The sequence below is a fragment of the Cellulosilyticum sp. WCF-2 genome (genome assembly GCF_003990395.1).
GTDB classification, from domain to species: Bacteria; Bacillota; Clostridia; order Lachnospirales; family Cellulosilyticaceae; genus Cellulosilyticum; species Cellulosilyticum lentocellum.
In genome coordinates this window covers 4,023,387-4,048,866 of sequence record NZ_CP034675.1, presented here as the reverse complement: position 1 = coordinate 4,048,866, position 25,480 = coordinate 4,023,387, and the positions used below count along the sequence as shown (strand labels likewise).

25 protein-coding genes are annotated in these 25,480 nt (G+C 34.0%); 18 read left to right on the top strand and 7 right to left on the bottom strand.

Annotated features, from left to right (window positions below):
* Window positions 1-55: 55 nt before the first annotated feature.
* From EKH84_RS18370 to EKH84_RS18355, 4 genes are all read left to right on the top strand, one after another.
* On the top strand, window positions 56-1,252 hold the full coding sequence (locus EKH84_RS18370) for an MFS transporter (RefSeq protein ID WP_127067410.1): 1,197 nt from the start codon (window positions 56-58) through the stop codon (window positions 1,250-1,252).
* Window positions 1,253-1,328: 76 nt separating this feature from the next.
* Window positions 1,329-1,616 (top strand): hypothetical protein, encoded by a 288-nt coding sequence (locus EKH84_RS18365; protein ID WP_127067409.1) that lies wholly within the window; start codon window positions 1,329-1,331, stop codon window positions 1,614-1,616.
* Between the two features lie 193 nt (window positions 1,617-1,809).
* Entirely contained in the window at window positions 1,810-2,172 is a 363-nt protein-coding gene (locus tag EKH84_RS18360; RefSeq protein WP_013658054.1) for a hypothetical protein, read from the top strand.
* A gap of 80 nt (window positions 2,173-2,252) precedes the next feature.
* A complete protein-coding gene (locus EKH84_RS18355; protein ID WP_127067408.1) occupies window positions 2,253-4,178 on the top strand; it encodes a suppressor of fused domain protein in 1,926 nt (641 codons plus the stop codon).
* A gap of 109 nt (window positions 4,179-4,287) precedes the next feature.
* On the opposite strand, the gene EKH84_RS18350 is transcribed toward EKH84_RS18355, so the two are convergent.
* The gene (locus tag EKH84_RS18350) at window positions 4,288-4,800 is read right to left on the bottom strand and encodes an FUSC family protein (RefSeq protein WP_013658052.1); all 513 of its coding nucleotides are present in this window, start codon (window positions 4,798-4,800) and stop codon (window positions 4,288-4,290) included.
* 187 nt (window positions 4,801-4,987) lie between these two features.
* Between EKH84_RS18350 and EKH84_RS18345 the strand changes: the two genes are divergently transcribed.
* The 6 genes from EKH84_RS18345 to EKH84_RS18320 all read left to right on the top strand — a co-directional run bounded on the left by EKH84_RS18345 (window position 4,988) and on the right by EKH84_RS18320 (window position 9,568).
* Complete coding sequence (locus EKH84_RS18345) at window positions 4,988-5,506, top strand: GNAT family N-acetyltransferase (RefSeq protein ID WP_127067407.1); 519 nt, start codon at window positions 4,988-4,990, stop codon at window positions 5,504-5,506.
* Between the two features lie 56 nt (window positions 5,507-5,562).
* Entirely contained in the window at window positions 5,563-6,600 is a 1,038-nt protein-coding gene (locus EKH84_RS18340) for a M42 family metallopeptidase (protein ID WP_013658050.1), read from the top strand.
* Window positions 6,601-6,857: 257 nt separating this feature from the next.
* Window positions 6,858-7,772, top strand: coding sequence for an ABC transporter ATP-binding protein (locus EKH84_RS18335; protein ID WP_127067406.1), 915 nt, complete (start codon window positions 6,858-6,860; stop codon window positions 7,770-7,772).
* A gap of 2 nt (window positions 7,773-7,774) precedes the next feature.
* Window positions 7,775-8,662: an ABC transporter permease gene (locus tag EKH84_RS18330; RefSeq protein WP_190283390.1), complete on the top strand. Its 888-nt coding sequence runs from the start codon at window positions 7,775-7,777 to the stop codon at window positions 8,660-8,662.
* 18 nt (window positions 8,663-8,680) lie between these two features.
* Window positions 8,681-9,118 carry a LytTR family DNA-binding domain-containing protein gene (locus EKH84_RS18325; RefSeq protein ID WP_127067404.1) on the top strand — a complete coding sequence of 146 codons (438 nt, stop codon included), beginning with the start codon at window positions 8,681-8,683 and terminating at the stop codon, window positions 9,116-9,118.
* A gap of 9 nt (window positions 9,119-9,127) precedes the next feature.
* Window positions 9,128-9,568, top strand: coding sequence for a DUF3021 domain-containing protein (locus EKH84_RS18320; RefSeq protein WP_127067403.1), 441 nt, complete (start codon window positions 9,128-9,130; stop codon window positions 9,566-9,568).
* Between the two features lie 878 nt (window positions 9,569-10,446).
* On the opposite strand, the gene EKH84_RS18315 is transcribed toward EKH84_RS18320, so the two are convergent.
* Window positions 10,447-11,106 (bottom strand): hypothetical protein, encoded by a 660-nt coding sequence (locus EKH84_RS18315; RefSeq protein WP_127067402.1) that lies wholly within the window; start codon window positions 11,104-11,106, stop codon window positions 10,447-10,449.
* A gap of 189 nt (window positions 11,107-11,295) precedes the next feature.
* Here EKH84_RS18315 and EKH84_RS18310 point away from each other — a divergent pair, with 189 nt between their 5' ends.
* The 4 genes from EKH84_RS18310 to EKH84_RS18295 all read left to right on the top strand — a co-directional run bounded on the left by EKH84_RS18310 (window position 11,296) and on the right by EKH84_RS18295 (window position 15,998).
* Entirely contained in the window at window positions 11,296-11,826 is a 531-nt protein-coding gene (locus EKH84_RS18310; protein ID WP_127067401.1) for a GNAT family N-acetyltransferase, read from the top strand.
* Between the two features lie 256 nt (window positions 11,827-12,082).
* Entirely contained in the window at window positions 12,083-13,507 is a 1,425-nt protein-coding gene (locus tag EKH84_RS18305) for an MBOAT family O-acyltransferase (RefSeq protein WP_127067400.1), read from the top strand.
* 12 nt (window positions 13,508-13,519) lie between these two features.
* Entirely contained in the window at window positions 13,520-14,716 is a 1,197-nt protein-coding gene (locus tag EKH84_RS18300) for an alginate O-acetyltransferase AlgX-related protein (RefSeq protein WP_013658042.1), read from the top strand.
* A 28-nt stretch (window positions 14,717-14,744) separates the two neighbouring features.
* Window positions 14,745-15,998 carry a sensor histidine kinase gene (locus EKH84_RS18295; protein WP_013658041.1) on the top strand — a complete coding sequence of 418 codons (1,254 nt, stop codon included), beginning with the start codon at window positions 14,745-14,747 and terminating at the stop codon, window positions 15,996-15,998.
* A gap of 82 nt (window positions 15,999-16,080) precedes the next feature.
* On the opposite strand, the gene EKH84_RS18290 is transcribed toward EKH84_RS18295, so the two are convergent.
* Window positions 16,081-17,343 (bottom strand): sensor histidine kinase, encoded by a 1,263-nt coding sequence (locus EKH84_RS18290; protein ID WP_127067399.1) that lies wholly within the window; start codon window positions 17,341-17,343, stop codon window positions 16,081-16,083.
* Window positions 17,344-18,018: a response regulator transcription factor gene (locus EKH84_RS18285; RefSeq protein ID WP_127067398.1), complete on the bottom strand. Its 675-nt coding sequence runs from the start codon at window positions 18,016-18,018 to the stop codon at window positions 17,344-17,346.
* Between the two features lie 253 nt (window positions 18,019-18,271).
* On the opposite strand from EKH84_RS18285, the gene EKH84_RS18280 reads away from it, so the two are divergent.
* Together EKH84_RS18280 and EKH84_RS18275 are read left to right on the top strand one after the other, a co-directional pair.
* The gene (locus tag EKH84_RS18280; RefSeq protein WP_013658038.1) at window positions 18,272-19,906 is read left to right on the top strand and encodes a Two component regulator three Y domain-containing protein; all 1,635 of its coding nucleotides are present in this window, start codon (window positions 18,272-18,274) and stop codon (window positions 19,904-19,906) included.
* Window positions 19,907-19,921: 15 nt separating this feature from the next.
* On the top strand, window positions 19,922-20,410 hold the full coding sequence (locus EKH84_RS18275) for an isochorismatase family protein (protein WP_013658037.1): 489 nt from the start codon (window positions 19,922-19,924) through the stop codon (window positions 20,408-20,410).
* A gap of 65 nt (window positions 20,411-20,475) precedes the next feature.
* Here the strand turns inward: EKH84_RS18275 and EKH84_RS18270 are convergent, their stop codons facing one another.
* Both EKH84_RS18270 and EKH84_RS18265 read right to left on the bottom strand, forming a co-directional pair.
* Window positions 20,476-21,216, bottom strand: coding sequence for a TIGR03915 family putative DNA repair protein (locus EKH84_RS18270; RefSeq protein ID WP_127067397.1), 741 nt, complete (start codon window positions 21,214-21,216; stop codon window positions 20,476-20,478).
* 22 nt (window positions 21,217-21,238) lie between these two features.
* Window positions 21,239-22,615 carry a putative DNA modification/repair radical SAM protein gene (locus EKH84_RS18265; RefSeq protein WP_127067396.1) on the bottom strand — a complete coding sequence of 459 codons (1,377 nt, stop codon included), beginning with the start codon at window positions 22,613-22,615 and terminating at the stop codon, window positions 21,239-21,241.
* 289 nt (window positions 22,616-22,904) lie between these two features.
* Here EKH84_RS18265 and EKH84_RS18260 point away from each other — a divergent pair, with 289 nt between their 5' ends.
* Window positions 22,905-23,306 carry a hypothetical protein gene (locus EKH84_RS18260; RefSeq protein WP_013658034.1) on the top strand — a complete coding sequence of 134 codons (402 nt, stop codon included), beginning with the start codon at window positions 22,905-22,907 and terminating at the stop codon, window positions 23,304-23,306.
* A gap of 50 nt (window positions 23,307-23,356) precedes the next feature.
* Window positions 23,357-24,097, top strand: a complete 741-nt coding sequence (locus EKH84_RS18255; protein WP_127067395.1) for a hypothetical protein — start codon at window positions 23,357-23,359, stop codon at window positions 24,095-24,097.
* A 122-nt stretch (window positions 24,098-24,219) separates the two neighbouring features.
* On the opposite strand, the gene EKH84_RS18250 is transcribed toward EKH84_RS18255, so the two are convergent.
* Window positions 24,220-25,272, bottom strand: a complete 1,053-nt coding sequence (locus EKH84_RS18250; protein WP_127067394.1) for an NAD(P)H-dependent flavin oxidoreductase — start codon at window positions 25,270-25,272, stop codon at window positions 24,220-24,222.
* Window positions 25,273-25,480: the final 208 nt, after the last annotated feature.

Below are 25,480 nucleotides of genomic sequence, written 5' to 3'. Positions count from 1 at the left end.
CTCTTTTATTGTGCAAAAAAGAAACCAATAAAACAGAGAAAAATAGGAGCGAAATATGAAACGTATACAAAGAAATATTTTTATTAATTATATTTATACTGGCATTAAGTGCATGGATATGACGAGTTCCATTTGGGTGTTATATTTAGCTTATAGAGGGATGAATTTAGCTGAGATTGGACTTTTAGAAGGCATATTTCATTTGACTAGTATGCTCTTCGAGATTCCAACAGGTGCTATAGCGGATTTATTAGGTAGAAAGAAAACCATTGTATTAAGTAGGATAAGTGCTTTAATAGCCACCCTTCTAATGATTAGTGCTAATGGTTTTTGGGGTTTTGCGATAAGCTTCATTTTTTCAGCCGCTTCTTTCAATTTAAGCTCAGGCTCAGAAGAAGCACTGGTTTATGATAGCTTAAAGCAACTTGGAAAAGAAGAACAGTATGTTAAAGTAAATGGTCGTTTGAATTTTATTATAGAAGTGACTCAAGGTATAGGTGCTTTTTTAGGCGCATTACTAGCTGAAAGATCGTACCTGTTAAGCTATAGCATTGCTATTATTTTTACTATAGCGGCACTGTTATTAGCTTTAGGTTTTGAAGAAGCTCTTATTTATGAAAAAGAGGAAAAAGTTAGTTTTAGAGTGCACTTTAAGTTAACTATGCAGCTTATTAAAGCTAATATGGAACTAGCCTTTTTGCTAGTCTATTATCCAATCATTTTAGCGATTTCAGCTATTATTTATTTCTATGGACAGCAGTATTTTGCAGAACAAGGAGTGAGTAAAGTAGGCATTGCCATTATTTTCTTACTCAATAGTGTTTTAGCTGGAGGAGGGGCTTTGGCCTCTAATTACTTAGTTAAGAAATTAAGGCACCATACTACAACTATAGTAGCTTTACTCATAGCGGTATGTATGGTAGGCTTTTATTGGAGTGAGCAGTGGTTTAGTATAGTGCTATTTTGCTTTATAGGTGGATTAACAGCTGTTTTACAACCGATTAGTAGTGAAGCTATGAACAAACTCATACCTTCAAAACAACGAGCTACTTTAATTTCAGTACAAAGCATGGCTTTTTCTATTATGATGATTTTATTTTTTCCACTATCAGGAGTAATAGGTGATTTAGTTGGATTGAAAGTGACCTTTGTTTTACTAGGACTTGTTTTAGTAATCTGTGTTGGTATTGGATATAAAATAAGTAAGTATTTCCTAAGTTATAAAGGTGATAAAATGTATGTGCGTATATAAAATGGGAAAGCTAAGAATAAGTGCCAATAGGCAATGAAGACGGAAATGGATGATGAAAATAAGGAGGAACAAACAGATGGTTATCAAAGTAGATTTTGATTATGATGCAGATTATATTTATTGTCCGGATGGTGTAGCATTAGATATGGATACGCTTATTAGAAGGTTTAATAACTGGATTTATGATGAAAGTATTAATCATCCTTTTTGGATAGATGATACACATTGTGGCGTTTGTTATCGTGGTGATGCAATCGCTTATTGGCTGAACGAATGTGTCTTAGAGAAAAACGAAGATGTAGCTAAGGTAATAGAGCAAATGATAAAAGAAGATAAAGCCTATGATTACGCTATTATGTTATAAAGTAAGTTAAATTGAAAAGCCAAAAGGATAAAGGTCCTTTTGGCTTTTTGTTTTAAGCAGAATACTTGTCACAGTATTATTGCATTGATGAATATTTATATTTATAGTAAAATAATTATAAATATTTAAACTATTGGGTTGTAATACTAGCTCAATCGTTCTAATCTTCAATAAATGAAAGTGGGGAGAGTATATGTCTAAGGATACATCTATACGTGATTTTGGAATTGGAGTTGTACTAGTTATTATAGGGCTTTATAACATTTTTAAAAATACTACTATTGGAGTTATATGGATTAAGCAGTTATTTGGGTTCAATTTGCCAGGAGGAGCAGTAACGATTCCGTTATTAGTAGGTATTGCTATTATCTTTTTTAATCATAAATCACCTATAGGTTGGATTATTACTGCTATTGGTGCTATTGTCATTATGATTCAAATCATACTTAGTTTAAATATTATTTTTCATGCAACCAGTTTGATAGATTATATCTTAATGTTTGGTGGTACTTTTGGCGGGTTAGGTTTAATAGCAAAGGCACTTCTTCGCCACTAAATAATGATAAAAATCCTCTAGCTTAATTTCTTTTGTTTGTCGTATAATAAGAAAAGATAGTAGGATAAGGAGGAAGAAAATTGGCAGAAGAAAGAGAATCTCGAATGAAATACATAGGACAGCTTGTAACCTTATTCGCATTAGAAATCCTTATGCTGTTATTTAGAATAGCAGTACCTATAGGCGCTACTATAGGTGGGTTACGCGGAGAATACCAATGGCTTATTAGTGAAGTCGTTTATATGGTCATAGAAGGTTTCTTAATTATTATATTAGTCAATCATCTTATTTTTAAAAATGCTTATAAAGAAATGGGTATTATAAGTTTTAAAGAAAATATTTTTTCATTATTAAGCAATTTATGCTACCTAGGTATAGCAGCTGGTATTACTTATGCACTCAATTATATCTCAGGAGGAAAAAGTGCTTATAGTGTTACTTATATCATAACTCATGTTTTAATCTTTTTTGTAAGTACTGCTTTTTTACAAGAAGTGATTTATAGAGGATGCATCTTGAATAACTTTTTAAAGCTAACGGGAAGAAAAGCCTTTCTATCGATTTTAGGAGCTACTTTGCTTTTTATGTTGATTCATGTGCCCCTTACCATGCTAGAAACTAATTTTGAAAGTTTATTTGCAGGTAATATAAGTCAGGTAGCCATGGTATCATTTGGGATAGGTCTTTATTTAAGCTTACTTTATTATTGGACTAATAATTTATGGATTTGCATCATTATACATGGGACTTATAACTGTATTAATGTAGTAGCAGATGGCTTGTTACAACCTGTTTTCAAAGTTGTTTATATTTTTGGAGCGCTTATTTATCTTTTATATGCAGGTATTCATTATATGAAAGGTGAGGTAATAGAAGACGATGAAGAAGAAGATGATGATGATCTGGAACAAGTCGTAGAAGAATCGATAAGTAAGTTACCAGCTACTGAAGAAGCAGAGGGTGGTTTAGCATATCAGATGATACAAGGGATAGAAGAACTAGAAGAAAAAGAAGCAGAAACTGAGACTAGTAGTAAAACGACTAAGCTAGATGAAAAAGCTAGTTTTTCAGAGGATTTAAACAAGACAGCTATTATTCCTATGGAGGAACAAAATAAAGACTTGAGTGAAGCAGCTATTATGTCCTTAGCACATCAAAAAGAAGACTTAAGTAAAACAACTAGATTTCCTATAGAAAAGATAGAACAAGAAAGTAGCCAAGTAGATTTAAATCAAACAGCTATTATTAATTTAAAAGATTTAGAAGCTACAGAGGAGCAAGAAGATCTAAGTAAGACGGCTATTATTAAAGTTGCGGATTTAGAAGCTGCTGATAGCAATTCTAAACCCGCGAAAAAAGTAGTAGACTCAAAAGAAGGGGTTGTAACGAAGTTTAAAGAAGAGCCAAGCTATATGAATCACTTAGAACGTTCCTTAGGAGAATTTGAAAGCATTTATAAACAAATAACGCCAACTGATCCTCCTATAGATATCTTATCTTTCCAAGGGGAAAAGTTTAATGCCCTAGTGACCAATGGCATGCGTTATCTGCCTATGAATGTACCAGAGTATCTGAAAGGAAATGCTTATGCAGAGCTTGTTATGTTTATAGATAAAAGCTTTGATATTTCAGATGAGGGATTTTTAAAAGAAGAAAATAGTTGGTTACTACAAAGCCTAAGAGATTTAGCAATGTATCCAAGACTGACTAATAGCTATTTAGGCTGGGGACATACAGTTGGAAATGGAGAAGAGAGAATGCCTTATTATAGCGGTAGTGATTTATGTGGTATGCTGATTTATCCACCTGTTGTTCAAGAGGATATGAAGTTTTATACCTTTAAAGAGGGAGAAAAAACAACTTACATTTATAATGTTATGCCTCTTTATACAGAAGAAATTGACTTTATATTAAAGCATTCTGGTGATGCTTATTTCGATCGCATTCGTGAATTAGGGATCTCACAGGTAATTAAGAAAAACAGGCCTAATGCTTGTTTAGAATAAAGTAGTGTAAAAAATAAGTTAGCTTGTTATTTAACAAGCTAACTTATTTTTATGTGAAGTCATTTTTGCAAGATAGAAAAAGTATTTGTTTCACTGCTAAATGTAAACACTAGCCTACCTTTTTATGAAAATCTTTTGGGGGAGTGACAAAATGATTAACTAATAAACCAATTATAATGCCAAATAAAGTTTCAATAATACGGTTTAAAGTATAGTGAACAGGTGCCTTATAGGCATTGGCTGTTGTTACAGCTAAAAACACAATACAAGCAATAGGGATGCATCCTTGTCGTTTAAGTAGGTTAAGAAGATAAATGATGGTGATAATACCTAATGCAATAATAAGGTAAGTACATAAAGTACCTAAGTAGGATATGGGAATCGTTTGTTTAACAAAGCGGCATACATAAAGAAAACATAGACCTATAGCACCTCCAAGTATTGTACCAAAACCACGAATAAAAGCCATCTTGCGAGAGTTGCTAGAAGTATCTTGCAAGCAGAAAATAGTAGTCATACAAGCAAAAAAAGGCTCAGCTGGAAAAAGTGATAAGCATAAAAAAACAGCTAATGCCGTTTTAGTTGTACGTAAACCAATCTTGGGTAAATCAGGTAATTGCATAAAAATAATCCTTTTCAATCTAGTTTAATTTAAATCATTATCAATAGAATTATGTTAACCTTAAGCGGCTTATTTTGTCAATATTGTATTTAGGGTTGAAAAATTAATTTGAATATTGTATATTTATTGTAAAAGTTTACAGAGTTTTGAGAAAATATAAAATCAACTGATAGGAGAGGGGACCTTGATGTTTGTAATAAAACAAATACAAAGAGAACAAGTAGGGCTTGTAGCTGAGATTATTAGGGAAGCCTATAAAGAACAAGCTAGATTGCTTGACATAACAAAGGAGAATTATCCTAGTTATGCAGGGTTTGAAAGTAAAACGGATATAGAAGAAGCACTTTCAAAGGGCTTCAAAGTTTGTTTGCTTTATGAGGAAAAGCAAGCGATAGGAACCATACGCTACTGGATAGATAGGAATAATAAAGAAAAAGGGTATATTAGTCGTCTGGCAGTGTTACCTACATTTTGTAATAAGGGAGGGGGCTCACTCCTATTGAAACATGCTGAAAATGCGTTATATGCTCGAGGTGTGAAGCGTATAGAAATTTGTTTTATTAAAGATTGTAAGGAATTTGAAACTTTTTATAAGGAGAGGGGCTATAAAGTAACGACCGATTTAATGGTAAATGTCTTGCCATATGGCGTAAGATATATGGAACTTAATAAAGTTACTAATTGTCTGGTTATGGATCAATGTTAGGTGTATTCATCCTAAAATAGTTGTATACTATAGAGGAAAGAAAGGGTGAGTGAGACATGAATTTAGACATTAACAAAGACTACGTCTTAAATACAGCTAAGGAAATATTAGCACTGCATAGTCCTAGCGGCTTTTGTTATGAAGTAATAGATCTTATTAAGCAAAAAGCAAAAGCGTTTGATTATGCTTTTGAAACAACCAGAAAAGGTTGTGGTATTATTACCATTCCAGGGAAAAGTAAAGAACAAGTGATTGGCTTATCTGCTCATGTAGATACTTTAGGGGCCATGGTACGTTCGATTACTAGTGCTGGCACTTTAAAGTTTACTTTAATTGGTGGACCTATTCCTGCTACTTTAGATAGTGAATACTGTCAGATACGTACTAGAGAAGGGAAAGTTTACACAGGGACCTTTTTAAGCACAAGTCCAGCTGCTCATGTTTATGAAGATAGCAAAAGTAAAGAACGTACACCAGAAAAAATGGAAATCCGTATTGATGAAGTAGTTCGTACAAAGGAAGATGTATTGGCCTTAGGTATTGAGTCAGGGGATTTTGTTTTTATTGAACCTAAAACAGTTATTACAGAAAGTGGCTTTATCAAATCACGTTTTATAGATGATAAAGGAAGTGTAGCAGCGCTCATGGGACTATTAGAGCTTTTACACCGAGAAAATATACAGCCACACTTTACAACTAAAATTTTTATTTCAGTTTATGAAGAAGTAGGACATGGTTCTAGTTATATTCCAGAAGATATTACAGAAATGATTGCAGTAGATATGGGGTGCATAGGGGAAGACTTGAATTGTAGTGAATATGATGTTTCTATTTGTGCAAAGGATTCAGGTGGACCCTACGACTATGAAATGACTACAAAATTAGTAGAACTAGCTAAAGCAAACAACTTAAAGTATGTAGTAGATATTTATCCTATGTATGGTTCTGATGTAGGTGCTGCCCTTCGTGGTGGCAATAATATAAGAGGTGCATTAATTGGACCTGGTGTGCATGCATCTCATGGGATGGAGCGTACCCATTATACAGCCCTAGAAAATACCATTAAACTGTTATATCTATACCTAACTCATTAATAGCAAGTAGTAGAATGTTGGCTAGGGAATAAGTAATAGCTATTTAAATCAATGATATGAGCCAAATTTAAAATACTAATGTAAGCGTCACAGTGCTACAAGCCTGTGACGCTTTTTTAGATGGAGCATGCATTTCATACCCCAAAAACTTCAACTTAATAGGCCGAAAAAGTAACTTAATGGGTAAGTTATTGCTGAATGAGCTACTGTTACCTATAGTCATAGTATAAAGATCATAAAAGGGAAGGGGAAATAAGATGTACTGTATAGAAGTGAATCATTTAGTTAAACAGTTTGGAGAGGTTAAAGCTGTAGATGATATTAGTTTTAAAGTAGAACAAGGGGAACTCTTTGGATTTCTTGGTATTAATGGGGCCGGAAAATCTACTACGATTAATATGCTTTGCACGCTTTTAAAAAAAACATCGGGAGATGTCTATATTAGTGGGTTAAGTTTAGGAAGGGAAGATAAGCGTATTAGACATAAAATAGGAGTTGTCTTTCAAGGAAATACTTTAGATGAACGCTTAACAATCCGTCAAAACTTATATACAAGAGCTTATTTGTATGAAAGCAATGGGGAAAAGGTTAAAGCTAATATTAATAAGGTATGTGATATTTTTGATATTGGTGAACTGTTAAATAAAAGCTTTAAAGAACTTTCGGGAGGACAAAAGAGACGTTGTGAAATTGCAAGAGCTTTATTGAATGAACCGGATATTTTGTTTTTAGATGAACCAACTACGGGACTTGATCCTCATACAAGAAAGGTTGTATGGGAGCTTATTGAGGACTTACAGAAAACAAGGGGAATGACAGTCTTTTTAACGACTCATTATATGGAGGAAGCTGTAAGAGCTCATCATGTAGCAGTCATGGATGCCGGTAAAATAGTAGCTTTTGATACACCACAGCAGCTTAAAGAAAAGTATGCTAGTGACCAGTTGAAATTAGTACCCAATCACAAAACAGAGATACTTAACTACTTAAAGGCAGGTCATTTTGCTTTTGAAGAAGAAGGAGCACGTATTAATGTAGAATTACCTAATAGCTTAAGTGCTATAGAAGTACTCCAGGATTTAAAACAGTTTATGACAAGCTTTGAAATGGTTCAAGGCACTATGGAAGATGCATTTTTGAATATTACAGGAAAATGTTTGAGGGAGGCATAGAAGTGAAAATATTAGGTGTATTAGTGAAACGTCATATGTTAATGTATTTAAAAGACAAGCAGAATGTTTTTTTCTCTTTTTTATCCATGCTTATTATTTTAGCATTAAATACCGTTTTTTTAGGAGATGTCAATATTAAATATCTTCAAGAGTTCGCCAATATAGAAAAAGCCAAAGCACTCTATGTAACTAATAGTTGGTTAATGGCAGGAATTATGATTGTTAATGCTGTTATGATCAGCTGCACTATGCTAGGCATTATGATAAAAGATGAAGAAGACCATAAATTGCAAGGTTTTTTAGTAGCCCCTATTAGTCGTTTTAAATTAGTATTAAGCTATATTATTGCAGCCACTATTACAGCCTTTGCTTTTGGAATAGCCACCTTTATATTCTCTCAGTTTTATATTTTAGGAGTAGGAGGAAGCCTATTAAGCCCTTTGAGGATGTTAGCAGTTATGGGAGTGATGTTAGTCAACATTGTTTCTAGTGTGGCTATGTTATTTTGCATCACATCTTTTGTTCATACGATGAATAGTTATGGGGCTTTAACAACAACTTTAGGAACTTTAATAGGGTTTGTCTCAGCTATTTACTTGCCTATGGGAAGTCTGCCAGAGAGTGTGCAAAGTGTACTAAAGGGCTTTCCTATTTTATATGGCACTGCTATGATGAGAGAACTTTATACTACCCCAGCTATCAATACTGTATTTGAAGGAGCCCCTACAGAAGCTATTTCACTTTATAAAGAATATATGGGTGTTAGTATAACTTGGGGAGATACACAAATGAGTAATGGTATGAGTTTACTTATTTTATTAGGAAGTGCTATAATATTCACAATATTAGCAGGAGTGATTGCTAAAAAAAGAAGAATTTCCGATCGATAATGAATAAAGGGGAAAGGTATGAAAATTATTATTGAGGATGTAGTAGAGGGAGAAGAGGAAGCCATTATTATTAGATGTCATGAATTAGATGAAGCTTTGTTACAGACCATTTATGGCATTAAAATGCAACATCAAAAAATAGTAGGTTTTGATAAAGGGATCATTCATATGATTATTCCTAACGAGATTTATTATTTTGAAGCAGTTGATAATAAAATATTTATTTACTGTAAGGAAAAGGTCTATGAATCTAAACTAAAGCTTTATGAAATTGAAAATATGTATGCACATACAGACTTTTTTAGAGCTTCTAAATCTATTATTTTAAATTTAACTAAGATTAAGCATTTAAGTCCTGCCTTTAATGGAAGGTTTGAAGCTTTATTAGATAATGACGAAAAGGTTATTATCTCTAGGCAGTTTGTACCAGAACTAAAAAGGAAATTAGGGTTATAGGGGGAGCTTATGAAGGAAGAAATAAGACGGATTATGAATCAATTTTTTATTATTACCACTGGTACTGTGGGTGGAGCAACTTTGTTCACAGCATTTTTTTATGCTGAAAAAGATATATCTCCAAGTATTTTGTGGCAAATATTAGTCCTTTCATTCCTAACTGCATGCATGAATATTATTTTTCACTCTGCTAAGGAGTTAACGAAGAAACAAATGATATTTAGGCAAGGCGTACATTTTATAGTCATATTCATTATTTTAATGGTAGGAGGCCTTAGTTTTGAATGGGTTGAAGGAAAGGATATCAAACAAATCATAACGTTTAGTTTGATTATAGTAGCGGTATATGTTTTTGTTTGCACAATTGTGTACCTTAATGATAGAAAAACAACTGACAGGCTCAATGAGAAGCTAAAAGTTTATAGAGATAAAAAACAGCAGGAGGAGTAACGTTTATGAGGCATGCTACTGGGCGGAAATGAGAGGATAAGGACTACCTTCCGGAATTCCACTCCGTATTTTTTGAAGCACTAGGCTCACTTTTTTGATGAACGTGTGAAAACTCATTTCATTCAAACACTCACACTAAAACCCATCAAAAAAGTTCACCAAGTGCTTCTAAAAAATACTACGAAGTCATTCCTACAGGCAGCCCTTATCCTCTTATTTCTTACAAGCGTTATTAAGCTCATAAACGTTCATGCTCCTAAACGAGAAGAGCAGAAAAGAGAGATCAACAGTCATGCATAAAGCTACTGGCTTGATGTATCTTCCAAAAAAACAAAGCTTAGTTATTTTATTGATAGTAGTTAAAGACAACAAAAATAGCTCTTCAAGCAGTATCACTACTTGAAGAGCTATTTTTGACTCCAGACTCTTGAAATGAACTTTCACAGCTAGCTAAATAGACCTTAAGCAAGGCGCAAAATGGCTCCTCAGCACGTATGCGTTATTGCTTAGTGCCTACTAAGACTAGCTATGAAAGTTAAACCAATGAGTGAGGAGCTCCTAAAAGTCTCGGCCGGTGCACCCTAGGCTAGGAAGCTAAGACCTTAAGACTCTAGTTTAAAACTTTGTTTATCTATTTGTTTTTACACTTATGTATATGTATTCAAGAAGCCGAATCCCTAATAAAAAATGACGCATTGTTATTATTTTTTTGCACGCCTCGATTAGGGTCTTGAACGTTTATAATGTTTATATTTATTTTCTCTCAGATGTAATTCTCATAAATATCAAGGCAAATTTCTCTTTGTATGGCTGTCAGCTTTATTTTAAGGAAAAAGCATATCGGTAGGTCATGCACTGCTTAATACGTGCTTTCATTTTTAAATGGTAAATGCAATTACCATTGCTAAATAAGACCATTTTGAGTTACGTTTAAGCAACAGGTATATTACGCCATATAATAGGGCAAATGTCATAACGCCAATACCTGTATAAATGCTGCCTTTACTTAGAATGTGGACTGCTCCCCATGTGCAGCACAGTACTAGACCACCCCACGGAATTTGAGTTTTCTTTTGTAGTAAAGATTCAGCGAATTTCTGCCCAAATGCTACAATCAGATAAACCAAAACGACTTCAAAGAAATAGTACATGTACTGAAATATGAACAAGAGTAGTCCCTTTTTTTGAAATTCACCAATGATTTTTAATATACCCCAATCAAAGGCGTTTAGCACAATACAAGCAATAACTAGGACAGCACTTATTACCTGTCCATTTCTTGTGGGTTTTGAATCTGATAATACGTCGAAATCCAAACTCTTTTTAGAACTACGAATGATCAAAGTTGCAGTTACGCCCCAACATAGCATAGTGAGTAACCAATGAATAATAGTTTGTGCTGGTGTATAATTGCTAGTACTAATGCCACCGAACATCATAGGTTCGATCAAACTCATTAAAACTATTTCTAATCCTAATCCACCAAAAGCATATAGTGCATACCACAAGTAATCCCAAGTAGAAATTTTATTTTTCATTGAATAAACCTCCTCGTTATTGAATTTTATGTATATATTATAATATTAGAAATTATATAAAATTACTAAATTTAAGTGAGATATAGATGAGAATAATATTAAAGAATATCACAATTTCTTAACAACCATAGACGAGAAGCCATAAAATCATTATGATATATAGGGGAAGTATAAAAAGAGGAGGGCAAAATGAAGTCACATTCCAGTGAAAACGATTTAGTTTTAAAAGTATTAGATAAAAGCTACATAAAGCAAATTATGAATTTGCAAAGTGAGATTGTAAAACATATAGGAAATCCTGAACTATTTGCGGTGTCAAAGCAAGAAGAGTTCGAAGAAGCTATAGAAGAAAAAGGCTGTATTCTAGGTTATGTAACAGCTGATCATCAGCTTATTGCCATGGGAGCCTATTTAAATTTTGGTTATGATGAGAGAAATTATGGTTATGATATTGATTTAACAGCTGAAGCATTACTGAAGGTAGGACAAATAGAAGCGACAGTAGTTGCAGAAGCTTATAGAGGGTTAGGCTTACAAAGAAAGCTATGTACCGCTTTAGAAGAAGAAGCACGCAAACGAGGAAATGAACTTTTATGTGCTACAGCATCACCTTTAAATGAATATAGTGTAGCTAATTTCTTAAAATTAGGTTATACCATCGAAAAGGAAAAGCTAAAATACGGTGGACTTAGAAGATATGTACTGGTGAAAGCCCTATAAAGCGAAAAGGACTAAATGGCTATTACACTTAGTCCTTGGGAGAGAGTGATTCTATTTAAAAAAATAAATGTCACTAGATAAATCAGTATTATTTTACCATATTTGTAATTGGTAATTATATAGAGTAATTAACGGTTTTTTACTAAAAAAATTATTCAAATTGTCACATATAACTATTAAGGAAGTATTAAGATTACTCAGATATACTACAGATATAAATAAAAACAGTTGATAGATGATAGCAAGGAGGACGAGTATGTTATTTTCAAGTACTATTTTCTTATTTGTTTTCTTGCCTGTTGTACTCTTGTTATATTATGGAGTAACCAAAAAGCAAAACAGTAGGAATCTATTATTACTTATTTCAAGTTTGATTTTTTATGCTTGGGGCGAACCTAAGTTTGTATTAGTCATGCTCCTTTGTATAGGTGCTAACTATGTATTTGGATATTTTATTGATAAGTACCGCGGGCAGCAAAGTAAGACGACCCTTATTTTAGTAGGAATGTTAGTTTTTAACTTGAGTATTTTAGGAATTTTTAAATATGCAGGCTTTATTGTAGAAAATCTAAATAATCTTGCACATACGACTTTCCCAGTACCTAAAATTGCACTCCCTATAGGTATTTCATTCTTTACTTTCCAAAGTATTTCTTATGTGATTGATGTTTACCGTGAGAAAGGGAAAGCACTTAAAAACCCACTAGATGTAGGACTTTATGTGGCGCTTTTTCCACAGCTTATTGCAGGACCAATCGTTAGATATGAAACAATTGCTAACGAGATTCATGGAAGAAAAGAAACAGAATCTGATTTTGCATCAGGTATTGTAAGATTTATTATTGGGTTAAGTAAGAAGGTTTTACTAGCCAATCAATTTGCACTGATAGCAGATAAGGTTTATAACACGGGTGCAGGTAATATTAGTGTGGCCTTTGCTTGGCTAGGGGCTATTGCTTACATGCTACAAATTTACTTTGACTTTTCAGGGTACTCAGATATGGCCATTGGGTTAGGAAGAATGTTTGGTTTCCACTTTAATGAGAACTTTAATTTACCTTATACAGCGAAATCTGTATCAGACTTCTGGAGAAGATGGCATATCTCTTTAAGTACTTGGTTTAGAGATTATGTTTATTTCCCTATGGGAGGTAGCCGTGTTAATAGTAAGTTAAAACTAGGTAGAAATCTTTTGATTGTATGGCTTTTAACAGGTATATGGCATGGAGCAAACTGGACCTTTATTGTATGGGGCTTATATTTCGGTGTGATTTTAATCATTGAGAAATTTACAGGTTTAGATAAATGGATGGAGAAAAGTAAGGTTATTGGACATCTTTATACCTTATTACTCGTAATCATTAGCTGGGTATTATTTAGAGCAGCTAATATTGGAGAAGCTATTAACTTCATTAAAGCTATGTTTGGTATGGGAAATGGTATTTTAGTAGGTGATTTAGCAAGCTTTTATATCAGTGAAAGCGTTATGCTTCTTGTTATAGGAGTTATTGCTTCAATGCCCGTAGCTAAATGGATGAAGAAGCTTTATGTACAAGAAAACCAAATCATTCAGCAGTGTAATCGTGTATTAGCTATGAGTGTACTTGGTATACTTTTCTTCGTAGCAGTAGCGTATTTAGTAAAAGGAACCTATAATCCTTTTATTTACTTTAATTTTTAAGGAGGAAGCAAAATGAAAAAAGTGACATTACAAAGAGTTGGCATTTGCTTATTTTGCGTAACTCTTATTGGAGGGGGCATTTTAACAATAGGCCCCAATATCAAAAGTATTGCGAAACAAACTTTATCAGGTATGAAAAATGGCTATGCAGAAAAAGCTACTATAGAGGGACTTTTAAAAGGCACCATAGGAGGCATAGAAGCCGGTATATCTGATTCAGTTTTTGGAAAAGAAGCTTATATTAACTTATATGGCTTATCTGAGCGCCTTTTAGGGAAACATTATATTAGAGATACAAATCTAGTACAAAGTGTTATTAAAGATAATAACGGGCAATTACAATTTGCAACTAACAAGGTAGATACAACACCTTATGCAGAAGAAATAGGACAAGTTAATGAATTATTAAAAGAAAAAAATGTACCTTTTATATATGTTCAAACACCATTAAAGGTGATAGAGGGGTATACACAGCTTCCAGCATCAGTAATAGACTATGCAGAAATCAATACGGACACCTTTAAAGAACAGCTAGAAGAAAAAGATGTGGATGTATTAGACCTAAGGGAAAATGTTAAATCAGCAGGCTTAGATTATAGTACACTTTTTTATAATACAGATCACCACTGGCGTACGCAGACAGCTTTTTGGGCTGTAGGAGAAGTTGTTCAGTATTTAAAAGAAAGTACAGGAATTAACCTAGATCCAAATCATTACTATACAGATAGCAGTAATTATGAAGAAACCTTTTATAAACAAAACTTTTTAGGTTCACAAGGAAGAAGAGTAGGTAAGTACTATGGCGGATTAGATGACTATACCTTAATGACACCTAACTTTGATACGAGCTATGAGGTAAAGATTACTAAAACAAATGGGTCTACAGTAGCAGAAGGAACCTTTGAAGAAGCTATCATTAAGAAAAATTTACTCAATGCGACTAGTGTATTTACGAATCGTTATGCTTCTTATTTTGGCGGAGACTTCCCAGAGGTGGCTATTAAAAATAAAAACGCAGAAAATGACTTTAAAGTGCTTATTGTAAAAGATTCTTTTGCACTACCTTTTTCAGCCTTTTTCTCAACCATGGTAAGTGAAACGAGAATGTTAGATACAAGATACTATGAGGGTGAAGTAACAGATTATATTAATAGCTACAATCCCGATTTAGTGCTATATGTGTATAAATCTATTAATACACAAAAATAAGTTCAGTAAGTAGGAGATTATAAGAACCATGCAAACAAAGAATATTTTTCGTCAAACGAGAAGAAGAATTGTAGTAACAAGTCTGGAGATTGTTATAGGGGTTCTTATAATCTTTGCTATTGTCACTAGCAGCATTTTTGATAGAAATCTTTATCGAAGTATAGATCAACAATTACTCACTCATAAAAATATGACAATCAATGATATAAAGGTTATCTTAAAAGAAGATCAGGTAACGGAAGTGGTTATGCCAGTTCCACTTGCACAAAATCTCATTAGCTTTGTGTGGAAACAAGATGTTTTGATAAAAGGGAGTCCTCACCCTTATGTAGGTTCCAATCCATACCCACAGTTTCCAGCAGGCTCACAAGATAAGATAGTAACCCTTAAGGATGATGGACATACCTATAGAGGCATTACCTTTTCTACGCAAGATTTGAGAGTAGAATTACTTTTAAATGTAGATACAGAAGTCATGAAAGCAAAAGAACTACGTTTAGCTTTGTTAATGGCTGGAGGGATTGTTATTTTTATTGTACTAGGGCTTGGGTACTATTTAGCAACTATTACTTTAAAGCCACTTAAAAGAGCTTATGATAAACAAGTGATGTTTATTCAACATGCTTCTCATGAAATGAGGACACCGCTAGCGATTATGAAAGGAAGACTTGAGTTATTAGCGAGACATAACAATGAAACGATAGAGGCACATTTCGAAGAGCTCTCACAGATGATGGAGGAACTCAGAGGACTAGAAAAGTTAAATAGTGATTTATTTTTGATGTCAAAGGAAGATGTAGGCGGTAAACTGGAGCTATCAACATTTGAAGTAAACACCTTTCTGAAGGGGATTTACAGCTTTTATGAAGATTATGGTGAATTGCAAGAAAAGAAACTACATTTTACGGAGACAGGGCAGCCGATACAAGTTTATTGGGATCAGATAAAGGTGAAAAGGTGTGTCAGCATACTCATTGAAAATGCCTTGAAATATACTCAGGCTGGAGATGAAATTCATTTAAGTGTGATACCTAAAAGTGATAAAAGTCTTCAGATTGTTGTAAGCGATACAGGAATAGGAATAAAAAAAGAAGAACTCCCTCATATCTTTGAACGCTTTTATCGAAGTGGTGAAGTAAGGGCAGCAGGCATTGAAGGAAGTGGCATCGGCTTAAGTTTATTAGAATCTTTAGCTTATACCATGGGCATCAAATTAAAAGTAGAGTCTATTTATGAAAAAGGCACAACGTTTAAATTAGATATACCTATCAAGATGAAATAAAATAATAACCCCAAGTATACAAGAAGCAAGGTGCCAATTGTTTACTTGGGGTTATTATGATGAATCAGTTTATTTGAAAGCTTTACTTCATAGGAAGAATCACTAAGAAAGTAGTAGGACCTTCTAAGGTACTTTGTACTTCAATGCTACCTGCATGTTGGGTAACAATAGATTTAGCAATAGATAAGCCTAGTCCATACCCGCCAGTTTCGCGGGCCCTAGAAGGGTCTACACGGTAAAAGCGCTCAAAGATTTTATTGTGATGTTCTACAGGAATACCAGGGCCTGTATTAGTTACAGAAAAAACAAGTTTGTTTTTCGAAGCATCACGCCTCAGAGAAAAGTAAATATCACCAGCTTCATTGGCATTCTTAATGGCATTATCCAGTAAAATAATGGCTAGTTGTTTTAAACGATTTTCATCTCCATAAACAAGAAGGTCAGGTGTGATATCCATATGAAAATGCTTATTAGATTCAAAGATAATAGACTCAAAAGGTAAGCAAACATTAGTAAAAGCTTCACTGATATTAAATTCAGATTGATGGAGAAGCGCTTCATCATCATCCACTTTAGCTAAATAAAGTAGGTCATTAACAAGTTTAGTCATACGTTCTGTTTCAGTTTTAATGTAGTGGAGCCATTTACTTTGATTTTCTACGTAGTCAAAAGGATTACTGAGAACAACATCTGTATTAGTAGCAATGACAGTAAGGGGTGTTTTGAGCTCATGAGAAGCATCTGCCACAAACTGCTTTTGCTTTTCCCAAGCTTTAGCAACAGGCTTAATGGCCCATTGTGCTAAGTAAAGCGTAATGACAAAAAGAAGGGTAAAGCTTAAAAAGCCAATAAGTAAACAGATCATGAGGAGACGATTTAAGGTGTTTAATTCCTGGCTGCGATCAGAGAAAACAATAACCTTACCGGTATCTGTCATTTGTTTTAAAAATCGTACTTCTGTTGAGTTAACAAGAATAATACCTTCCATAGTATCTTGTGCTTCTGCTAGTTCCACGAAAGTAGGAATTTGTGCTAGTTGCTCTTGAGATTCAAAAGGCGGCATGATTTGAATGACTTCATCGCTACTTGAAATGCGTACAAGAAAGCTATCATCTCCTAAACGAGGCATTTCAGGTTTAGGCCGATAATTAGGATCTTGAAACATAGGAGGTTCATGACGAAAAGAAAATTGATCAGCTTTTGCTAGATTGCGCATGTTATTAAGAGAAGAATTTTTTTCACTTTGTGCCATGAAAAAATAAATGCCGCTAAAAATAACAAGCAATACCACTGCAATAAGCGACATCGTAATGAGTAAAAAGCGAGCTTTTAGTTTCTTAAGCATTTATTCACCTCCTAAACGATAGCCGACACCACGAACTGTTTGAATACCTACCTTTGAATGAATATGAGAAAGTTTTTTGCGAAGAAAAGAAATATAAACCTCTACATGATTATATTCAGCTTCTGAATCAAAGCCCCATATTTTTTCAAGTAGTTCTTCTTTGCTTACAATATGTTGGCCATGGCGAATAAGAAACTCTAAGATGCGAAATTCTTTGAGTCCTAAACGAATGGTTTTACTTCCACAGCTGAGTTCATAAGTAGAAAGGTTTAATGAAATATCTTCAAAATGAAGCGTATCGTCACAAATAAGTTCACCACGTCTTCTACCGAGTGCTCTTATACGTGCTAAAAGTTCATCAGTAGCAAAGGGTTTGGTGAGATAATCATCAGCACCATGGTCAAGGCCCTTAACCCTATCAGATACTTCATCTTTGGCAGTAAGTAAAATAACAGGTGTTTGAATCTTTTGTTCTCTAAGTTGTTTAAGGACTTCTAAACCATTTAATTTAGGGAGCATAATATCTAGTATAATGACATCATAGATACCTGTTAAAGCATGATCAAGGCCAGTAATACCATCATAAGCTGCTAAGGCTGTATATTTGTTTTTTTGTAAAATCTGAACTAAGGCTTCTGCTAAGCGGACCTCATCTTCTATAACTAATAGATTCATAATCTGTAAGCTCCTTTCGTCTGTATCCATATTAGAATAGATGATTTCATTTTATTTATGATAACATAGTAACCTTAAATGATTCTTAAATGCAACCTATCAAATATAATTCTCATTTTATTTTTAGTAAAGGTAGAAAAAAGGAAGATTTAGGTTGATTTATATAACAAGCTAGCCGATATAGTGTATAATAAAAGAGGACATCTCATAAAATATAAAAATCTATTATGAATGATACGATAACGAGGATTCTATGAATAAGATTAAAACAATAACCATAGTACTTATAATAAGTATGTTATTTCCCTTATTACTTTACGGGGAAATTCAAAAACCAGTCGCTCAATTTGCTTTAGGCAAAACAACTTATCAAGAGGGTGAACCTATAGAGGTAATTGAATCGAGCTATAGTCCTAGTGGACTAAAGATTGTTAAAAAGGAATGGAAAATCATTATTGATGGTAAACAAAAAACAAGTAGTAATGCCAAAAGTTTGATGAATAATATAAAACAAGGAGAATATACGCTTTACTTAAGAGTTAAAGATGTCAATGGTGTGTGGAGTGACTTTATAGGAAAGAAAGTAAAAATCACAGCACCAAGGCCATTTATACTAAAAACCTTTACAACAGAAAAAAGTACATATGCAATAGGTGAAAAAATACAATTCATATATGAGTATGATAATCCCAATGACATTAATTTAAAAAGTCAAAGGTGGCGATATAGAAACTTAACCACAAATGGTTATTTAACCTCTGGGAAACCTAATTATTTGAAAAAGCCAGGTAAATATGAGATTACTTTGGAAATGCAGGATGAATGGGGGCATTGGTCAAATAAGAAAACTTGCTATATTACCATTGGGCAAGAAGAGATAGTGAGAAATGGTTATTATCTTTTCAATAAGGGCAGACAGGGTGATTTAATAGAAGGCTATATTGACAAGGATTACAATACCTTTGATGAAGCCTTAAAGGTAGAAGTGCAGGATATACCAGGGACCTTAATTATGAGTAACTCACCAGAAAGTGTTCCTTCGAGTGGTATTCTTTATAGAGATACAAGTAGTGGCAAAGGGATTATGACAGTTCATCATAAGAATGCAACTGGATTACCCAAAAAGCTAGTCATTTTAGCGACTTCGAAAGAAACAACAGACCTTACTTTGACCATTAGCAATGAAGCTATCTTAGGACCTCATAGCAATATTTTAAAAACAGGGCAAAGCTCAGTTAATCAGTATTTTAAAGGAAAAGCTAATAAAGATTATGTGCTTAAACCAGGTGAGACTGTATGTGTTTATGATAGCGGGGCGAAGAAAGCTTGGGAAAATGGAGAAATTATTTCTGGTTTATTTGATTTTAATAGTACAGGTAAAGTCACTTGGACTGTTGTGATCATGGATGAAAAGTCAGATTTAAGCAATGTTTCTAAGCTTCAAGTATTACCAAGAGATAATCATGTAAGAGGTACTTTCAATATTATTGAGAGAAAGTATGTCGTAGATGTAAGTGGCATCAAAGATCCAACGAAGCTTGTGGTAGGCAGAGAAAAAGAAGAATGGTTAGAAGGCGTAGATGCTTTAACAGGAGAGACTATTAGAAATCAAGGGAATTATGGTTTACCTATTACCATTGAAGTTAAAAATACAGAGGATATAGGTGTTATTTTAAATGCCAGAGGAGGCGCTTATTTAGGTGCAGTTAAATGGAATAAAACAAAAGTGTTTAACGTACCAGACGAAGAGATTCTAAGCTCTAAAAAGTTAGCCGCCCTTATTGGAAAAATTCCACAAGGCGAAGGTGCAGAAATAGTATACACATTGCCAAATGGTTCTTCAGCACCTGTATTATTTGGCTTTATTCCAAGTTCACTTTGGAAATAAGAGGAGGAGACAACAATGAAGTTACTTTTAATTATTGATGTACAAGGTGGTTTTATTAATGAAAACACCAAGCAAATTCCAGAAGATATTATAAAACATGTTAAGAATTACGACTATGATTTAATTATAGCAACGCGTTTTATCAATAAGGTTGATTCTTTATATCAAACAGAATTAAATATGAAGGAAATGACCATGCTTAGTCCAAAAACCAAGTTAGTGGAGGGCATAGGAGAATTAGCAGATATTGTGATTATGAAATCTACTTATACAGCTTTAACAGAAGATGTCAAAAAGCTTTTAAAGAAAAATGAGTTAAAGCAGGTGTATATTGCTGGACTCAATATGGAAGGTAGCATCATGGCTACAGCTTTTAATTTATTTGATAGGGATATTAAGCCCATCATATTATCTCAGCTTTGTGGCTCAGTAAAAGGTGAGTCAATGAAGCAAAGTACATTAGAGATTTTATCACATAACATAGGAAAAGATAATATTCTTTAAAAGGACCATGAAGGGGTAAGATAAGAAAGAGAGGGAACTATTAATCTGCAATGCCCTCTCTCTTTTTATTGTAATTCAACTAAATGTTTAAAATAGCGTCTAGGCATATAAGCATTACGTCTTTTGATATTAATACGCTCAGGAATAGTAGTAGAAGTATAGTAAGCTTTAAAGAGTTTTTCAAATGGATCATCTAGTTGTGTCCTTAGAAGTACCTCGGCTTCATGAGGCGTAAGCTGTTGGACAAAGATTTCCTTTTGGTTATAAACAATCACTTCTGAGCGCTTTACATCGTGAATCATAAAGCATTGATCAGAAAAGCGCTTTTCAAAATGCTCTATTAATAAAGGTAAAATATGATGGTCAGGTTCAATCTGAGCATAAAATAGCATAGGACGTATTTCTTTAAAGCGAACAAAACCAACATAGCGATGGGCTTCAAAGCGGACGTGTTTTACAGCCAGATCCATAGCACGAATAATGTCATTGTTTTTGGCTAAATTGATCCTGTCTGTATAACGATAGCAGAGTTTAAGGTAGTTTAAGATAAGCGTTTCAACGCCTTCTTCTTCACTTAAGTAGGCACAATAAACATTTTCTAAAGTAGAAGTAGAAAGCTTATCATGAATGCTAGTATAAACCCGATCAGCTTTTTCAGCTTCCGTTACAATAGTTTTGGGAGAAGTAAAAAAAGAAGGAGCATAAAGCTGAGATTTATAAATATGGACTTCTTCACGTTCTCCATAACCATAAAAAATGGCAGTTAGTAAGCCATCAAAGGTGCCATCATATAAATAATCAATCATAAAGACCTCCTAAAAATAATCATTATAATTCACCAGTTAAAGCTGTGGGCGTATCAGATAGTAAAATATGCTGTTTGATACCGACTGTTTTAGGTAGTAAAAGAGCTGAGGTAGGTGATGTGATCATTTTATCTGGCGGTGGTGTTTGGAAGTTAAATAAACTGAGCTGCTCATAAGGTGCTGTTTCATCATAATAAGCATCTTGAGGAATTAATAGTCGTTTAATCTTATCTTCCTGCATATCCACCTTGCCATAATATTTAGTGTTACAAGTAATAAAGTACTGAGCCCTTTTAAGAACAATCCCCAATTTGCGTAAGTCTTCATAATGCAGAGGTGCAATACGCCTACTACTCATAATTTTTTGTGCACCACGAATGCCAATACCAGGAACTCGTAATAGCATTTGATAAGGCGCACTATTAATCTCTACAGGAAACTGTTCTAAATGATTAAGGGCCCAAGAGGTTTTAGGATCTAGGTGAGTATCAAATTGAGGATGTGCTTCGTCTAATAGCTCCGTCGCCTTAAAACCATAAAGTCTAAGTAACCAATCTCCTTGATAAAGCCTATGTTCTCTAAGTGTAGGTGGCTGGGTTAGTTCTGGTAAGTTCTTTCCCTTATTAACCGGTGTATAAGCCGAATAGTAAACTCTTTTTAAACCATATTTATTATAAAGCTTCTCACTTAGATTTAATATATTATAATCTGTATCTGGAGTAGCGCCGATAATAAGCTGGGTACTTTGACCACCAGGGACATAAAGAGGAGCTTTGCGAGACTTTTTACGTTCTTCTAGATGAATTAAGCTATTTTGATGTATATCATGCATTGGTTTAAAAATAGCTTCTTTTTTCTTGTCTGGGGCTAAAAGTTTTAAAGAATCGGCAGAAGGTAACTCGATATTAACACTCATACGGTCCACATGAAGGCCGGCCTCGTGAATTAACTCATCACTAGCGCCAGGAATAGCTTTTAAGTGAATATAACCGCCGAAGTGGTGTTCACTGCGAAGCTTTTTAACAATGCTAGTGAGCATTTCCATAGTATGATTAGCATCTTTGATAATAGCGGAGCTTAAAAAAAGTCCTTCTATATAATTACGTCTATAAAAATTAATAGTAAGAGATACCACCTCCTCTACTGTAAAGGCTGCTCTACGTACATTATTAGAACGCTTATTAATGCAATAAGCACAGTCGTAAATACAATAATTGGTTAATAGAATTTTAAGAAGGGAGATACAGCGGCCATCAGGGGTATAACTATGGCAAATGCCGGCAGCTTCTGTAGAACCGAGTTGTCCTTTTTTAGGAGAACGATTAGAGCCAGAAGAGGAGCAAGAGACATCATATTTTGCTGCATCAGATAGGATTTCTAATTTTTCTTTAATATCCATGATTTCACCTTACCTTTAAAATTAAATCGAACATTTGTTCTATTATATCCCAAGATAAGCAAATAAACAAGGGGCCAGTGAAATAAGTAAGAGGAGGAGGTATAGATTGGTCTTAGTGGGTAAAAATAAGGTTATAGCATAATTGTAGATAATTAACCTTATACGATTAAATAAGGGATATTTTGACATGAATTTTTAGAATAAGGGCTCATATGTTTACTTAAAGCAAGAATTGTATTATCATTAATTTAAATACTAAACTTAACATGACTAGAAGGGAGGTCAGAATATGATTCATATTACATTACCAAAGACACTTGCAATAGTAGAAGGCCGTATTAATAAGGAAGAGCTAGAAGCTATTTTTGAAAAGGGAGGAAAATATCCTTCAATTAAAGAGCAGCTTATTTTAAAAGCTTATGAGATTACTGACACAACAAAGATGGTTTATGATTCTAAAGAATTAACAGTACTATCTAGTGAGGATCAAACAGGCACTTACTTAAGTTGTTTTAATAAAACAGAAGAAGAAATCAAATTAGAAATACCTCTTTCAGCTTTGGCGTTAGAAGAGAAATATAGTGCTTATTGTGTTTTAACCGCAGAAGAAATTGATATTTCTGAAGATATTTTGAGATTAATGATTCCAGATGAAGGTATATTATTAGTTAAACTAACACCGGAAGTATAAAACTAAGCATTGAGGGAAAAGCAATTTTTGAAAGAGATGGTAGAGATGAGATGAAGCATTTACCTAATATAAAAGACTACTATGAAATAATGAATAAGCTTCCCTTAAAAGCAAGTTATACGAGAGAAGAATTGATGATACCGGAGCTTTTAGTAGAAGCCGAAAAAGAGATAGAGCTTTATTATTGCACGCACAATGAATACATGAATCCAAGAGCAAAAGTATTTATTATAGGTATTACACCAGGCTTTACTCAGATGAGTAAGTCTATTAGCACGGCTAGAGCATGTATAGAAGAAAATAAGCCTTTAGAGGAAATGGTCTATTTGTGTAAAAAGGAAGGACGCCTAGCAGGAGTACTTAGAAAAAATGTAGGTGAAATGCTAGAAGCGTTAGACTTACCAAATGGCTTGGGAGTTGAAAGTGCCAAGGTACTTTTTGATGAAAGAGAAAACTTATTGCATACCACATCTATGATTCCTTTTGCAGCGTTTGTAAAAGGTAAAAATTATACAGGGCATAGCCCGCAGCTATTAAAAAGTGACTTTTTAATGAGCTATGTAGAAGCACATTTCTACCCACAAATAGAAGTAATGCAAGAAGCACTTATTATACCATTAGGCAGATGTGTAGAAGAAGTGATTAAGGGCTTAATTGCTAAGGGCAAAGTGGATGAAAATAAATGCCTACTGGGTTTCCCACACCCTTCAGGGGCTAATGTGAATAGAAAAAAGCAATTTGAAGAAGAAAAACAGCAGTTGTTGATTAAAGTAAAACAATTTTGTAAATAATAATAAGGGACTAAAGGTTTTATGTCGCACTATAGATAGACTCCCATCTATAGTAAAAAACGGTCATTTGGCAGTGAGGGTTGCCAAATGACCGTTTTATTTTACTAAGATGATTGCGGCTTTTACTTTTCAAGAGCTCCTTTGATTTCATCAAAAATGTCAGCCACTGTTTCTAAGTGGGTAGCTTTATAAGCGTTACTACCACAGAAAAGAAGTGCATGTTCAATATCTCCCTTGGCCGCAGCTATAAGTACTTTTGAAATACAATAAGGAATAGTAGTCACGCCGCATTTTTCAATACAATGATAAAAGCAAGCCTTATTACCAGGCGTATTTTTGATATAGTCATTTAATATAGCACGACCAGGCATACCAACAGGGCTTTTAATAATTTGAATATCTTCCTTTTCAGCTTTAATATAAGCTTTTTTATAGGCTGATGCAGCATCACATTCATACGTTGTTACAAAGCGTGTACCCATCTGCACACCATCTGCACCGCGCTCTAAAGCTAGGCGTACGTCTTCACCGGTGTAAAAGCCTCCTGCTACGATAACAGGAATAGCTTTTTCGTATTTATTTTCATAGTCTTTAACAACCTCTTTAACCTCTTTCATAATATCTAGAACATCAGGATTTTCAGCAATCGTTTCATGAGAAAAACCTAAATGTCCACCAGCTAAAGGCCCTTCTACAACAATGCAGTCAGGTGCTACTTGATGCTTTCTATCCCACATACGGCAGATCACACTTGCAGCTTTTCCGGAAGAAACAATAGGGGCTATTTTAGTAGCACTACCTTTGGTGAAAAGTGGTAAATCTAAAGGGAGACCTGCACCAGAAATAATAAGATCAGCGCCAGCTTCCACAGCTTTTTTAGCATATTCACCATAATGTTTTAAAGCTACCATGATATTAACCCCTATAATACCTTGTGGGGCAATAGCTTTAGCTTTTAGTAGCTCGTCTTTTAAGCTACGCAGATTAGCTGCTAAGGTATTAGTTAGAAAGTCAGGTTCGCGGTAACCTACTTGAGCAGCAGAAATAATACCAATCCCTCCATTTTTTGCCACATGACCTGCTAACTGATGCAAGGAAATACCTACACCCATACCACCTTGAATAATAGGAAATTTTGCTTTTAAATTGCCAAAAGGCAAGTGAATTAAGTTCATTTGATCAACTCCATGTATTAGATTAAATAGAATAGTAAACATATATTTTGATATTCAAAGCAAAGACTTTGATAATCAAAGTATATGAACAAAGCACAAAATTGTCAATAAAGAAATCAACTTATAAATGTAAAAAATTGTATTGACAAAATGAAGCTATCGTCATATACTTTGAAAATAAAATACTTTGAAATGCAAAGTAAAAGTA